The organism is Pseudovibrio sp. FO-BEG1 (assembly GCF_000236645.1).
Classification (GTDB): Bacteria; Pseudomonadota; Alphaproteobacteria; order Rhizobiales; family Stappiaceae; genus Pseudovibrio.
The window spans coordinates 1099085-1113206 of sequence record NC_016642.1; the positions used below are offsets into that span (position 1 = coordinate 1099085).

Genomic DNA, 14122 nt, shown 5'->3' on the forward strand with positions numbered 1-14122 from the left:
AAAAGGTGCGGGCTTTATAGTGTAGGCCACGGGGGCAATTTAGGCTTCGGGCTGATATTGCATAAGGCCACTTCGGCAAACCAGAAACACGAGTGCTTTCGGGCCTCTCATGGCAAAACGACAGGAAACGACGAAGATGGAGATGCAAGCATCGCAGGCTTTGTCCTTGCTCAACGCAAAAGCTGTACGTGAACGCTCACACATGCTTTTGGAGCTGGGATTGCAGGGCGAACTTGAGCACTTTGCCGTCGATCTCTCGCACCTTGCAGAAGCAGCCCGCAGAACGCTGGCAGCGACCGACAACAGCTATCCTGACAGGCAGATCCCGTTTCATGCGCGTTGGCGCCATTTTGAAACCGGTGGCATCGACCGTTGGGCCATGCTGGCCGGTGCGCGCCGCTTTTCAGACGTGCAGGGCATGGGGCGTGCTGCCTTTGACCTAGCGATTGTCTCAGCCCTGCTGGATGCTGCTGCTGGCGAAAACTGGGCGTACCGCGAAGCTATCACAGGCGAGACGTTCAGGCACTCCGAAGGTCTGGCAATCGGCTCGCTAGCCATGTTCTCCGCCGGCTTCTTTTCCGATGAACCGCTGGACCCACTCCGGGCAGATTCTGTCACATTGTTCCGTCTGGACAAAGACGAACTCGCAGAAGGTCTGCAAGTCACAGACAAGAACCAGCTCATTGGGCTGGATGGAAGGCTGTCTTTGCTGAACCGTCTGGGGGAGGCCGTCTCTCTCCGTGACGATCTGTTTGGCAAGGAAGATGAGCCACGTCCGGGCGGGCTGTTCGATGTGCTCTATGAAGAAGGGCAGAGCGGTCCTTTGGACGCTGAGCGTATTCTGGAAGTGGTTCTGGATGGTCTGGGGCCGATCTGGCCCAACCGTGAGCAGATTGATGGTGTGATCCTGGGCGATACCTGGCGCCACTCAAAGGTCACAGCTCAGGATAAAACTGACAATCTGGTGCCTCTTCACAAACTTTCTCAATGGATTGCCTATTCTTTAGTTGAACCTCTCTCGTGGGCTGGTATTGAGATGGCAAACATTGATGGTTTGACCGGCCTTGCTGAGTATCGCAACGGCGGACTGTTTATGGACACAGGCGTGCTGCGCCTGAAAGACCCACAACAGTCCTTGAACAAGCACGAAGTAAGTAGCGAGTTGGTTGTTGAATGGAGAGCCCTGACGATCGCTCTCCTCGATAAGCTCGCCGATTGGATTCGGGCAGATTTGTCTGTCTCTCGGGACCAGCTTCCTCTGGCATGTGTGCTGGAAGGTGGCTCCTGGGCAGCGGGACGACAGATTGCCCTTGAAAAACGAGGTGATGGATCTCCACCCCTGATGATTATCAGTGATGGAACGGTTTTTTGATCTATAACCTGAAGTCAATTGCACCCGTCCATATCGGGTGCCGAACATAAGACACGCACTGCCATGTACATGCTGACAAACGGCAGGTGCACATAAAAGACCCGACAGGGTTGAAAAAGAGGAACACGATGTCCGGCGCAACCGTAATCGCACACCCGCTTGTCCAGCATAAGCTGACCCACATGCGGAGAAAAACAACTCCGACGCAGGACTTCCGCCGCTTGCTGCGTGAAATCTCTCTGTTGCTGTGCTACGAAGTAACACGCGACCTGAAGATGACCACCCAGACCATCGACACACCTGTCGCTGAAATGGAAGCACCTGTTCTGGCTGGTAAAAAGCTCTGCTTTGCATCCATCCTGCGCGCTGGTAACGGCCTGCTGGAAGGTATGCTGGAGCTGATCCCATCCGCTCGTGTTGCGCACATCGGTCTCTACCGTGATCCTAAGACCCTGGAAGCAGTTGAATACTACTTCAAGGCACCACAGGAACTGGACGAGCGTCTGGTGATCGTTGTTGACCCAATGCTCGCAACTGCAAACTCCGCGATCTCCGCTGTTGAGCGCCTGAAAAAGCGCGGCGCGAAGAACATGGTGTTCGTATGTCTGCTGGCAGCTCCTGAAGGTGTCGCACGCTTCAACGAAGCGCACCCGGATGTGCCGATCTACACCGCATCTATCGATGAAAAGCTCAACGAGAAAGGCTACATCGTACCGGGTCTGGGCGACGCCGGTGACCGGATGTACGGTACAAAATAAACTTTCTTGGTTTATAAGCGTCAGACCTCAGGTCTGGCGCTTTTTTCTTGTAGGGACACTCAAGAAATACAGACAGAAATACCGGAGACGATACGCACCGCAAAACTGTGTATTCGTCCCTTATGAGGTGCATGCCGTTTAAAGGCGATACGCAGAAGGGGATGATGGAATGCCAAACAATGCTCGTACCCGTCTGAAAGTGTGCTGTATTTCAACATCCGGCGAAGCAGCCACAGCTGTTGCTTGTGGTGCCGATGCTGTCGGCCTTGTCGCGCACATGCCCTCCGGCCCCGGCGTGATCGAGGATGATCTCATTCTCAATATCGCCCGGCAAATCCCCCCTGCCGTCGCCACCTGGCTCCTCACATCCCGCACGACCGCACGGGAAATCGTAGAACACGTGCTGACCTGCGGAACCAACACAGTCCAGATCGTCAGCCCGATTGACCCCGGTGAGTATCAGGAACTGCGCCTCGATCTCCCTGCAAGCACGCGCATCGTTCAGGTCGTTCATGTGGAAGATGAATACTCCTTTGAAATCGCACAGGAATATGGCCGAGTCGCTGATGCTGTCCTGCTTGATTCCGGTCGCCCCTCGGAGAATGAACTGGGTGGAACAGGCCGAACTCACAACTGGGACCTGAGCCGCCATATTGTTGAGAAGCTGGATGTACCTGTCTTCCTCGCTGGAGGCCTTACACCGCAGAACATCATTGAAGCGATTGAGACCGTGAAGCCATACGGTGTCGATGTCTGTAGCGGGGTCCGCGTCAATGGTCGCCTCAACCGAACTCGCCTGACAGAATTTGCTGCTGCAATCGCCTGTACCTGATGACTAGGTAGATCTTCGGAATTCTTCGGTTTTTAATTAGAATTCTTGCCTTTCTCTTCGGCTCGGCTGTATACCTATGAAAAGTAATGGGCAAAACGCTGAGCGATCTCTGAACACGGCGAAAGACCGGGATGCTATGCTGCCCAAAGGGAGCGGGGGAGCACGTGCAACGATATATCTGGGTCATGGTTGTTGTTGTTTGCGCCGCACTGATCGTACCAAAGGTGCTGGAAGAGCGTTTGCTGGGTGTTGTTGAGGTTCACGAACCTAAGCCTGACGCCCAGCCGACCAAGACAACCAAACGTACGACCCGGATCAGAAAAGCCGCCAATGGCCACTTCATGGCCTCCATCAAGATCAATGGGCATAAGACAGAGGCCTTGATCGATACTGGCGCGAGTCTGCTCGCTATTCCTTACAGCATCGCCCGTAAAGCTGGCATCCGTGTCCGCAACGAAGACTTCACTGTCGAAGTGCGCACAGCCAACGGCATCACCTCTGGTGCAACAGCCTCAATTTCAAATCTCTATTTGGGTTCAATTCATATACGCAACGTTAAAAGTCTTATCCTTAAAGATGAAGCGCTCTCGCAGGTGCTTTTAGGGATGTCTGCGTTGAACAGGCTTGGCAAAATCACGCTCGGCAACAAAGAGCTTGTGATTACACCAAGATAAGCAAAAAAAACTAAATCCTGCTGCGTGCAGCCCTGCAAAGGGCGGTATCCTTTTGTCTTGCTTGTACTAATTCTCGTTTCATAGGAGGTTGGTAGTGTAACGGCGACCTGAGGGGGAGGCAGGTCTGCAATTGAAAGGGAAAGCAGTGGCTATTCGTGATTTCGGTGAGCTGGAAAACCGGGAAACTGTGAAGGAAGTGACACTGCACGGCGGAGATCTGACCGCAAGCATCCTCACTTACGGAGCCACAGTACGCAGACTGCAGCTGGGAGACCGCGACCTAACGCTCGGCTTCGACAATCTGCGCGACTACGAACTTCACTCTCCACACATGGGCGCCACCGCAGGCCGCTGCGCCAACCGCATTGCAAACGGCTGCTTCTCAATCGGCAATGACGAGTTCCAACTCTCCGTCAATGAAGGCGGACGTCACCATCTCCACGGCGGGCATACAGGGTTTGCGCACCGCATCTGGACCATCGAAGAAGCCAGCGAAGACAGCGTTCTGCTCTCTTTGGAATCTCCGGATGGGGAAGAAGGCTATCCGGGCACTGTCCAGATCACATGCCGCTATACCCTCACCAAAGACAACACGCTGCGCATCGAGTTTTCCGGCTCCACAGACAAGCCGACCCTGTTGAACCCTGCGCACCACAGCTATTTCAATCTGGGTGATCATGAAGACGTGACAAAACACCAGATCATGATCCCGGCCCGCTCTTATCTGCCAGTTTCCGATGAGCTGATCCCAACCGGCGAAATCCTCGATGTGGCTGGCACCGCTTACGATTTCCGCGAAATGCGCCAGGTGCAGGATGAGCAGGACAACCGTTTTGACAACAACTTCTGCCTTCGCCAGTTCCGTCTGGAAAAGCCAGAGCTGTCCGCTGTCGTGTTTGAGCCTGAAACTCAAATTAAGATGGAAGTCTGGTCAACCGAGCCGGGCATTCAGTTTTACGATGGCAGCTCGCTGAACACACCTGTTCCGGGCTTTAACGGCAAAATGTATGGCCCACGTGCTGGCTTGTGCCTTGAGCCCCAATGCTGGCCTGATAGCCCAAACCACGAGGAGTTTGCGTGTTCCACGCTTCAACCAACTGAGCACTACCTGCAAATAACAGAATACCGTTTCATCTGATGTGCTGAGGAGAGTAGCACATCAGGCGTTGTAAAGGACGATAACAGTGAAGACTATCTTTTCGCCTGATCAGCTGTTGCATGCCCCGACCAAAGAAATCTCGGATGGGAAACTGGTACCTGCCAACGAGATACCCTCTCGCGCCGAAATCGTTCTTGAGCACATCAAGAAAGCGCAGTTCGGAGAGGTTTTTGCTCCCAACGATTTTTCTCTGGACCCGATCCTTAAAGTCCATGACGCGGACTATGTCACGTTCCTGCTGGATTTCTGGCAGCTGTGGCTGGCAGAAGGGCGTACTGAAGAGGAAGTCTTCCCGTTTGTCTGGCCAGTCCATGGCCTCAGACACGATATCGTCCCTGATCAGATTGATGGCAAGCTCGGTTTCTATTCGTTTGATGCCGGTACTCCGATGGGGGCTCACACATGGACTGCAGCGCGCAAGAGTGCGGAAACTGCTTTGACCGGGGCGGACCTGCTCCTCTCCGGTGACAACTCCGCATTCGCGCTCTGCCGCCCGCCGGGACACCACGCCCACCGCCGCCTCTATGGCGGTTACTGCTTCCTGAACAACGCCGCCATTGCAGCCCAGCATCTTCGCGATCAGGGCGTTGGCAAGGTCACGATTTTCGACGTGGACTACCACCACGGCAATGGAACCCAGGCGATCTTCTATGACCGGGCCGATGTTCAGTTCCTGTCCATCCATGCAGATCCGAAAGTGGAGTTTCCCTACTATCTGGGCCATGCCAACGAGCGTGGCCTGAAAGAAGGAGCAGGGTACAATCACAACTACCCACTCCCACATGGAACCTCCTGGGTAGAGTGGGCTGAAGCCATGGAAGATGCTTGCCGAAGCATCGAGAAGTTTGCGCCGGACGTAATCATTGTCTCCCTTGGCATGGATCCCTATGAGAAAGACCCGATCTCCAAGTTCAAACTGAAGACAGATGACTTCTCCAGAATAGGCGCCCGCATCGCCAGACTGGGCAAACCAACACTGTTCGTGATGGAAGGCGGTTATGCTGTCGGAGATTTGGGCACCAACTGCACCAAGGCACTCAGCGGATATCTCGATACTGTGACTGTCGGTTCCTGACAGGCTAACATGCTCTGAAATATGCATTTTGTACCGTGGCGGGAGATTATCTTCCCCGCCACTTGTGTCTTGCGGCTGCCTCCCTCTTGAAAGCAGCTCTCATTATGCGTACATCCTTGCGAACTGAAATTTCTTAAAGCGTATTCCCGTAAGGTGGGGAACGGTTTTCGGATAACAACACGCAAGAACATGAGGGATTAAAGCAGCCCAGCCGCTTAACGATAAGGCAGCTGCTTTAAGTGATCAGATAATGCCAGAGCAAAATAGCCCAAAAACAAACCTGTTTTGGTTGTTTTTCAACCCGTTTGGACGAATCTCCAAAGGCGTATACTGGCTCGCAATCGCGTTGATCTTCTGTGTGATGTACATTGCTGTGAGTGTGACAGCAGGCTCGCTGACTTACAACGAAAGTGATGCGGCAGACCTCACACTGGCGCAGGTTTACAACGATATGTTGGCAACAAACCCGCTGTTGTTTCCGCTGATACTCCTGACAAACTTTATGGTGTTTATGCTTGTAATCAAGCGTCTGCAGGATCGTGGAATCACAGGGTTCGTGGCGCTGACCTTGTTCCTGCCTTTCCTCAATCTGCTTGTGCCAATCGTCGTTGGCTTCCTGAAAAGCGAGGAAGGCCCGAACAGATACGGCCCAACGTCCAACAGCCGCCCGATCAAACCCAAAAAGTAAGCATCTCTATTGAGATTTTGCGGTGTTATAGGCCAGTGAAATTCACGAAGTGCTGGCAACTCGTGATTGACCAGCTGGCACAGCACAGCTAAATCTCGGAGCATGACTGATACGCTTTCTCCTGCGGTACAGATCTGCCGCGACCTTATCCGCTGTCCAAGTGTCACCCCAGCTGAAGGCGGTGCTCTTTCCACGCTCGAAAACCTGCTTGCAGGCGCTGGTTTTGACGTTTCCCGTGTCACCTTCACCGATGAAGATACACCAGACGTCGAGAACCTGTTCGCTACCGTCGGCACAGGCAAACCGCATTTCGTTTTTGCGGGACACACTGATGTTGTGCCAGTGGGCGACGAAGCCGCATGGACCCATGGCCCGTTCGACGGCACCATCGCAGATGGCATGCTGCACGGACGTGGAACGGCAGATATGAAAGGCGGTGTTGCTGCGTTTGCAGCAGCCGCTCTGGACTATGTGAAAGCGCATCCAGACGGAATTCCGGGCCAGATTTCCTTCCTCATCACCGGTGATGAAGAAGGCCCTGCCATCAACGGCACTGTAAAACTGCTGGAGTGGGCAAAAGAGCAGGGGCATGAGTTTGATGCCTGTATCGTGGGCGAACCAACCAACCCGGATGCTCTGGGTGATGCCATCAAAGTGGGCCGCCGCGGCTCCCTGACCGGCACAATCAAGGTCAACGGCACACAGGGCCACGTTGCCTATCAGCATCTGGCAGACAACCCTGTACCAAACATGCTCAAACTGCTGAGTGCAGTCTCTGAAGTGGAACTGGACAAAGGCAACGAGCGCTTCCAGCCATCCAATCTGGAAATCACCACCGTCGACGTTGGCAACACAGCCACCAACGTTATTCCAGCGCATGTAATGGCGAAGTTCAACATTCGCTTTAACGATCAGTGGTCCGTCAAATCTCTGAGCGAGCACGTCACCAAGCTTCTGAGCGACGCAGCACCTGAGGGGCTTGATTGGAGCATTGAATACGCCAAGGAAGCAACAGACAGCTTCCTGACCCATGATGAAGCGCTGATCCAGACCCTGTCCAACTCCATCAAGACAGTCACAGGCCGTACACCAGAGCTGTCTACTGGTGGCGGTACCTCAGATGCACGCTTCATCAAGAATTACTGTGCTGTAGTTGAGTTCGGCCTCGTCGGTCAGACCATGCACAAGGTCGATGAGCACGTCGCAGTGGCAGATATCGAGCAACTCGCCGATATCTACCTCCGCTTCCTGCAAGACTACTTTCAGGCTTGAGTTGATTAGGAACAGGATGGTGTGATGGCTCTTGGCATTCAGGAAATTCGCCAGTCCTGTATTGCATCCTGGAGGATCATGAAGGGAGAGGCAGAAGCGGTGCAGCAGTTTGATCTATCTGCAGACGGCTTCTGGCGCTCCTTTCTGGTCATCTTCCTGCTGCTGCCCTTTTACTTCCTGTCCCTGATCTCCGAGCAGGCTTTGATGCTTGAACATCAGGCCGCTATGGGGCCTGATGCGACGGAAGTTGTTGCAACTGGTGCTCAGTTCTACACCGGCAAAACCATCTCGCTGTTCGTGGATTGGATTGCCTTTCCGATCGTCGTCGGTCTTCTGGCTGGATCACTGGGTCTGGGACGCAACTACGGCCCCTACATCATTGTCAGAAACTGGAGCACACTGCTTATTCTGTTACCGCAGACGTTCCTCAATCTGTTCTATCTGGCGGGGCTGATCCCATCTGCTTTGCTGATCATGCTGACATTCCCGATTGTCGGCTGGGTGCTGTGGTACCGATTCCAGATCGCCCGTATTGTTGGCGGGTGCACATTCTCCATCTCTATCGGTCTTGTCGTGCTGGATCTGGTCCTTTCCATCCTGATCAGCGCCTCGTTTGACCGGCTGTTTGCCTGATCAAGCCAGTTTTTCGCTTGCCCCTTTAAATTTTCGGTAGCGCTCACCTGAGTTTCCGCGCACACTTGACGTGGAGGAAAATTGGGAGGGACGGATGTCAGACAATCATCTGACTGTACCTGCGGGTGCGCAAAACCCGCAGAACAAGCTGGCGAAACCAATAGTTCGTCAGGTTACTTTGGAGGATATAACAAGCTCCCTGAAGCTTGGAATTCTGGACTTTGTGAAAACGCCGGTTATTGGCTTAACCTTCGGCGCATTCTTTATGATCGGCGGAATACTGGTCACATTGCTCTCGTTCTGGGTGGACATGAGCTACATCAGCTACCCGCTGGCCTGCGGCTTCCTGCTGCTTGGCCCATTTGCAGCGCTTGGGCTCTATGAAGTCTCCAGACGGCTACAGGCAGGGGAAACACCACGTATGAGCGGTCTGTTCACCCTGATGTGGGAGCAACGCCGTGGTGAGATCGCCTGGATGGCCTTTGTGGTAATTTTCATCCAGTTCCTATGGATGTTTAAGGTCCACCTGCTGCTGGCCCTCTTCTTAGGGATGCAAGGCTACGGCACATTTGTGCAGTTCGCGCAGACGATCTTTGAAACCTCAGACGGGCTCCTGTTCCTTGCGGCGGGCCATCTTGTAGGGGCGTTCTTTGCGGTCCTGCTGTTTGCTGTCAGCGTAGTCTCTTTTCCGATCCTGTTGGATACGGAACTGGACTTTGTCACTGCAATGATCACGAGTGTGAAGGTCGTGACTGGAAGCCCTGTGGTCATGGTTGGGTGGGGACTGCTCATCACGGCAATCCTGATGGTCTCTATGATCCCAGCGTTTATCGGCCTGTTGGTCACACTGCCAGTGCTGGGTCACACCACATGGCACCTTTACAAGCGTGTGGTGACCTTCGAAGACGCAAAATAAATCGGCAAACCGGAGGAGGACGGCCTCCGGTTTCCTTCTTTAGGTTTTACGGATAGAGAACTTATTCTTCTTCATCCGCTGGTGCTTCATCAGCACCAACGTTCTTCAGGCTATCCTGATAGGCGAGGAAAGAGGCTTCATCCTCTTCTGGCGTGCGATAGTCCACCTGAGTGAGGTAAAGCCCTTCAGGAACCGCAACAGGTCCACAGGCCTTGCGGTCACACGCTTCCAACGCAGCTTTCAGATCATCCTTGGTCCAGCGACCTTCGCCCACAAGACGCAGACTACCCACCATAGAGCGAACTTGATTGTGCAGGAACGAGCGTGAGCTGCATTCCAGAAACACGTGATAACCTTGGCGATAAACGCAAATGCGCTCCATGGTCTTCCATGGGCTCTTCGCCTGACACCGCGTATGGCGGAATGTCGTGAAATCGTGATGCCCCAGCAGCATTTGTGCCGCTTCATTCATGGCTTCCGCATCCAGCTCGGGCTTCACGTACCAGGCCAGACCACGGTCATGCGTCAGAGGCTCAAGACGGTTGGCAATCTTGTAACGGTAATGACGGCGGATGGCAGAAAACCGAGCGTCAAAGCCAAGACCAGCCTTCTCACAGTCCAAAATAGCAACAGGGTCTGGCTGCGCATGAAAGTTCAGCGCATTCTTGACGGTTTCTGCTGGCCAGTCCTTGGAAAGATCCAGATGCGCCACCTGACCTGTTGCATGAACACCAGAGTCTGTGCGGCCAGCGCCGCCAATGGTCACTGTCTCACCCGTGAAAGACTTGATCGCGCGCTCAATCACACCCTGAACTGTTGGGCCGTTGTCCTGACGCTGCCAGCCAACGAAAGGGCGTCCGTCATAATCAATGGTAATTTTGTAGCGCGGCATTCTTGTTCTTTGCAAAGGTTAAGCGGCAGGCTGTTCAGCCCGTGCACTGTTGCACAGGCAATCGCCCGCAGGATGCATCGGAAATTTCGCGCTGTACTATCAGATTTGAATGAGCAAGACCAGACCTCGTGACAAGGCTGGAACGGAACCTACTCAAACTCCTGAAACGGCGTGGCATACGTCACTTCAACAGGAAGCTCCTCACGCCCCGCCTGAGTAAACGGCAGCGCCATGAAGATAGGCCCGGCATACGGCCCTTGCACCTTCTTCGCCAACTCACTGTCAAAGCCAAAACGGTTGAAGTAGTCCGGCGCACCAAGTACGAGGACGAGATCCTCACCCAGCCCCTGCAACTCATCCAATGCCGCCTGTATAAGCTTTGTGCCAACTCCTTTATTCTTGGCAGCTGGCTCTACGCAAACCGGTGCAAGGCAGCTGATCTTCAGCCGGTGACCTTCACCGGTGCCGGTCACCCGTGAGAACGCGAGGTGACCGAGAAGATTGCCATCAGTATCCGTCGCAATGCGTTCCAGAACCAGTGCACCGCAACCACGAAGCCGCTCAACCAGCCGGCCCTCATTGCTTTGCCCAAATGCCCGAACCAGCAGCGACAGGATCGCAGGCTCATCTTTCTTTTCAGGCCCACGGAGATCAACCTGATCCACTCCAAACTGTTGGACTTCAACCATGTCGCCTCCGTGTGTTTTTGTGTCTCTTAAGAAAAGCCTATCTGATTAAATAGGGTCAGGAAACCTTGTCTCCAGCACTAAGCTTAGAGCCGCGTAAAAATTCATCGGTAGACATAGCCTTTTTGCCTGCCCGCTGAACCTGAACCAGCTTGATCGCACCAGAACCGCACGCAATGGTCAGCGTGCTTTCTTCTGCAACCAGAACCTCACCAGCAGTGCCAGAACCTTCAGCAAGGCTGCTGCGCAGGATCTTCACACGCTCGGCGCTCTTGCCACCCAGCTCCATCTCACACCAAGCACCTGGGAAAGGAGAAAGGCCGCGAATATGGTTGTGCACCTGCTCTGCTGGCAGGGACCAGTCAATGCGGGTTTCGCTTTTCTGGATCTTCTTGGCGTAAGTCACACCATCCTCAGACTGAGGCGTAGAACCCAAACCACCACGAGACAGCGCAGAAAGCGCGCGCAGCATCAGGTCACCACCAAGGCCAGAAAGGCGATCATGCAGTTCGCCAGCGGTCATGTCCTCAGTGATCGCAACGGTTTCAGACATGCACACAGGACCAGTATCCAGCCCTTCTTCCATCTGCATCACCTGAATGCCAGAGGCTTTATCACCCGCCATAATCGCACGGTTGATCGGCGCAGCACCGCGCCAGCGTGGCAGCAAAGACGCGTGACCATTCAGGCAGCCGTACTCGGTACCTTCCAGAATGGCTTTCGGCAGCAGCAGGCCATAGGCCACCACAACAGCCACATCTGCTTCAAAAGAACGGAACCGCTCCTGCTCTTCTTCGCTCTTCAGAGAAGTTGGTGTGAAAACAGGAATGCCGAGGCTCTCAGCGGCTTCGTGCACGGGTGTCTTCTTCAGCTCCATGCCGCGTCCGGCTTTGCGTGGTGGCTGCGAGTAACAGGCAACCACATCCCAACCTTGCCCAACAATCTCAATCAGAGTTGGGACGGAAAAATCGGGAGTACCCATGAAGATGACGCGCAATGACATAGCTGACCTGCCTGCTGTAATTTTTGTGTTGCTGCTTTATAGCCTATCTCCAGCAAGTGGAAACTGGTTTTCCAGCAAAGATGCGTGGGAAACAGACCCTCTTACCGTTAGGAGGAACGCAATAAAAAAGCGGCCTCCGCTGAAGGCCGCTTAATCTGATTGCATTGCCAGATGGATCAGGCTTGCTTCTGCTGCTTGATCATCTTCTTGACGATCCGGTCACGCTTCAGGCGAGACAGATAGTCAATGAACAATACGCCGTTCAGGTGGTCCAGCTCGTGTTGAATGCAGGTTGCCAGCAGGCCGCCAGCTTCAATTTCCTGCTTCTCACCTTCGATGTTGAGGAAGGAGACACGAACCTCAGCAGGGCGCTCAACATCCTCATAAACACCAGGAATGGAAAGACAGCCTTCCTGATAGGTGTTCTTCTCTTCAGAAGACCAGGTGATCTCAGGATTGATGAAAACCATCGGTTCTTTTTCGACGCTATCGTCTTCTTCGCTTTCGCGCTCTGCAACATCCAGAACGAACATGCGCTTCATCACACCAATCTGGCTCGCAGCAAGGCCAATGCCCGGCGCGTCATACATGGTCTGCAGCATGTCGTCGGCAAGTGTTCTGATTTCGTCGTTGATGTCTTCAATCGGAGCACACTTCTCACGAAGGCAGGCTTCCGGGACAAATTTAATCTCGCGAATCGTCATAATTACTTTTGAAGTTGTTCTCGTTGCAAAGCTGTCTGCTCAACATGAGGCCGGCTGACATTGATGTTCTGGCTTCATATCCTCTTATAGGAACTTTGCCAAGTCGTTGACTATAGGCTTTTGGCTAGAGGTTTTTAAGAGGGCTCCCCATCAATTGAAGGATGTGGGTTGCAGTGCATCCAAGAAAGCTGAGAGGTATCGCGGGCTTGCAAAGTGTTCTATGTTTGTTTCATGGAACAGACAGTCTTCACATACGGTGCATTCACCCTCTCATACATTCAGGCAGCCATTATTGGTGGCGGTCTTTTGTTCTTGCTGCTGCTCATCTGGATCATGGGTTTACGCGCAAAATTGAACAGGGTGCGCGTTACATCGGCGCTGGAGCAAAAGCAGGCTGCGGATACAGAAGCAGCTCTGGCGGAACTGGTGCGCTCTCAAAGCGAGATGACCGGCCGCATGCAAACCATGGCAGAGGTGTTTGGCTCCCGCCAGTCAGACCTGATGCGTGTGGTGAATGACCGTCTGGATGGCCTCGGCAAAACGCTGGGCGCCTCTGTTCTGGAAACCCACCGCCAAACCCATGCCAGCCTGACGGGGCTGCAGGAGCGAATGGCCCTGCTCGACAAAGCCAACAAAACCATGGGTGAGCTGGCCGGGCAGGTGACTGACCTGCAAATGGTGCTGAACGACAAGCAGTCTCGCGGCGCATTTGGACAAGGTCGTATGGAGGCCATCATTGACGATGCTCTGCCTCCAACCAGCTTCACCTTTCAGGGCACACTCTCCAACCGCTCTCGCCCCGACTGCCTGATCCATATGCCAACGGGTGCACCGCCTCTGGTGGTTGATGCCAAGTTCCCATTAGAGGCTTTTGCGGCCATCAAGGATGCGGAGACCAAGCCAGAACTGAAAGATGCAGCCAACCGTTTCCGAAAAGATATCTCTAAACACCTTGAAGATATCGCGGGCAAGTACCTGCTGCCGGGCGAAACGCAGGACACAGCGCTTATGTTCGTGCCATCTGAAAGCCTCTTCGCCGAAATCCACGAGGGCTTTCCGGACCTTACACAGAAAGCTCACCGTCTGCGTGTGGTGATCGTCTCTCCATCCCTGCTGGTTCTGGCCGTTCAGGTGATCCAGTCCGTACTGCGCGACGCCCGCATGCGCGAACAGGCACATCTCATTCAGGCGGAAGTCGGTAAGTTGCTGCTGGATGTTGGCAGACTGACCGAGCGCGTCTCCAAACTGCAAAACCACTTCGCCCAAACCAACAAGGATCTGGACCAGATCATGATCTCTGGTGATAAGATCAGCAATCGTGCCCGTAAGATTGACGAGATGCAACTGGGCGGCAAAGCGAGTGAGCCGGTTACATCCTCTGCTTCACAAGCACCACAAACAACTCATCTGGCTGACGATGAACTCCCATCGCCCTTTCAGTTTGACCGCAGATAGGCT

General features: G+C 53.9%; 15 protein-coding genes. 11 read left to right on the forward strand and 4 right to left on the reverse strand.

Annotated features, from left to right (window positions below):
• The first annotated feature begins 109 nt into the window (after positions 1–109).
• From PSE_RS05115 to PSE_RS05160, 10 genes are all read left to right on the forward strand, one after another.
• On the forward strand, positions 110–1372 hold the full coding sequence (locus PSE_RS05115) for a DUF1688 family protein (protein ID WP_014283874.1): 1263 nt from the start codon (positions 110–112) through the stop codon (positions 1370–1372).
• 128 nt (positions 1373–1500) lie between these two features.
• Positions 1501–2130, forward strand: a complete 630-nt coding sequence (upp, locus tag PSE_RS05120; RefSeq protein WP_008552496.1) for a uracil phosphoribosyltransferase — start codon at positions 1501–1503, stop codon at positions 2128–2130.
• Between the two features lie 169 nt (positions 2131–2299).
• A complete protein-coding gene (locus PSE_RS05125; protein WP_008552456.1) occupies positions 2300–2962 on the forward strand; it encodes a phosphoribosylanthranilate isomerase in 663 nt (220 codons plus the stop codon).
• A 164-nt stretch (positions 2963–3126) separates the two neighbouring features.
• A complete protein-coding gene (locus PSE_RS05130) occupies positions 3127–3636 on the forward strand; it encodes a TIGR02281 family clan AA aspartic protease (protein WP_208609125.1) in 510 nt (169 codons plus the stop codon).
• Positions 3637–3781: 145 nt separating this feature from the next.
• Positions 3782–4774: an aldose epimerase family protein gene (locus PSE_RS05135; protein WP_014283875.1), complete on the forward strand. Its 993-nt coding sequence runs from the start codon at positions 3782–3784 to the stop codon at positions 4772–4774.
• Between the two features lie 46 nt (positions 4775–4820).
• Entirely contained in the window at positions 4821–5870 is a 1050-nt protein-coding gene (locus PSE_RS05140) for a histone deacetylase family protein (protein ID WP_014283876.1), read from the forward strand.
• A gap of 250 nt (positions 5871–6120) precedes the next feature.
• Positions 6121–6558, forward strand: coding sequence for a DUF805 domain-containing protein (locus PSE_RS05145; protein ID WP_041768007.1), 438 nt, complete (start codon positions 6121–6123; stop codon positions 6556–6558).
• 102 nt (positions 6559–6660) lie between these two features.
• Complete coding sequence (gene dapE, locus PSE_RS05150) at positions 6661–7830, forward strand: succinyl-diaminopimelate desuccinylase (RefSeq protein ID WP_014283879.1); 1170 nt, start codon at positions 6661–6663, stop codon at positions 7828–7830.
• A 24-nt stretch (positions 7831–7854) separates the two neighbouring features.
• Positions 7855–8463 (forward strand): hypothetical protein, encoded by a 609-nt coding sequence (locus tag PSE_RS05155; RefSeq protein ID WP_014283880.1) that lies wholly within the window; start codon positions 7855–7857, stop codon positions 8461–8463.
• A 94-nt stretch (positions 8464–8557) separates the two neighbouring features.
• The gene (locus PSE_RS05160; RefSeq protein ID WP_008552355.1) at positions 8558–9379 is read left to right on the forward strand and encodes a DUF2189 domain-containing protein; all 822 of its coding nucleotides are present in this window, start codon (positions 8558–8560) and stop codon (positions 9377–9379) included.
• A 61-nt stretch (positions 9380–9440) separates the two neighbouring features.
• On the opposite strand, the gene truA is transcribed toward PSE_RS05160, so the two are convergent.
• From truA to def, 4 genes are all read right to left on the reverse strand, one after another.
• Positions 9441–10271 carry a tRNA pseudouridine(38-40) synthase TruA gene (gene truA, locus PSE_RS05165; protein ID WP_014283881.1) on the reverse strand — a complete coding sequence of 277 codons (831 nt, stop codon included), beginning with the start codon at positions 10269–10271 and terminating at the stop codon, positions 9441–9443.
• 149 nt (positions 10272–10420) lie between these two features.
• Positions 10421–10960: a GNAT family N-acetyltransferase gene (locus tag PSE_RS05170; RefSeq protein WP_014283882.1), complete on the reverse strand. Its 540-nt coding sequence runs from the start codon at positions 10958–10960 to the stop codon at positions 10421–10423.
• A 55-nt stretch (positions 10961–11015) separates the two neighbouring features.
• Positions 11016–11954, reverse strand: coding sequence for a methionyl-tRNA formyltransferase (gene fmt / locus PSE_RS05175; RefSeq protein WP_041768886.1), 939 nt, complete (start codon positions 11952–11954; stop codon positions 11016–11018).
• 182 nt (positions 11955–12136) lie between these two features.
• Positions 12137–12664, reverse strand: coding sequence for a peptide deformylase (gene def, locus PSE_RS05180; RefSeq protein ID WP_014283885.1), 528 nt, complete (start codon positions 12662–12664; stop codon positions 12137–12139).
• Positions 12665–12895: 231 nt separating this feature from the next.
• Here def and PSE_RS05185 point away from each other — a divergent pair, with 231 nt between their 5' ends.
• A complete protein-coding gene (locus PSE_RS05185; RefSeq protein WP_208998091.1) occupies positions 12896–14119 on the forward strand; it encodes a DNA recombination protein RmuC in 1224 nt (407 codons plus the stop codon).
• The last annotated feature ends 3 nt before the right edge of the window (positions 14120–14122 follow it).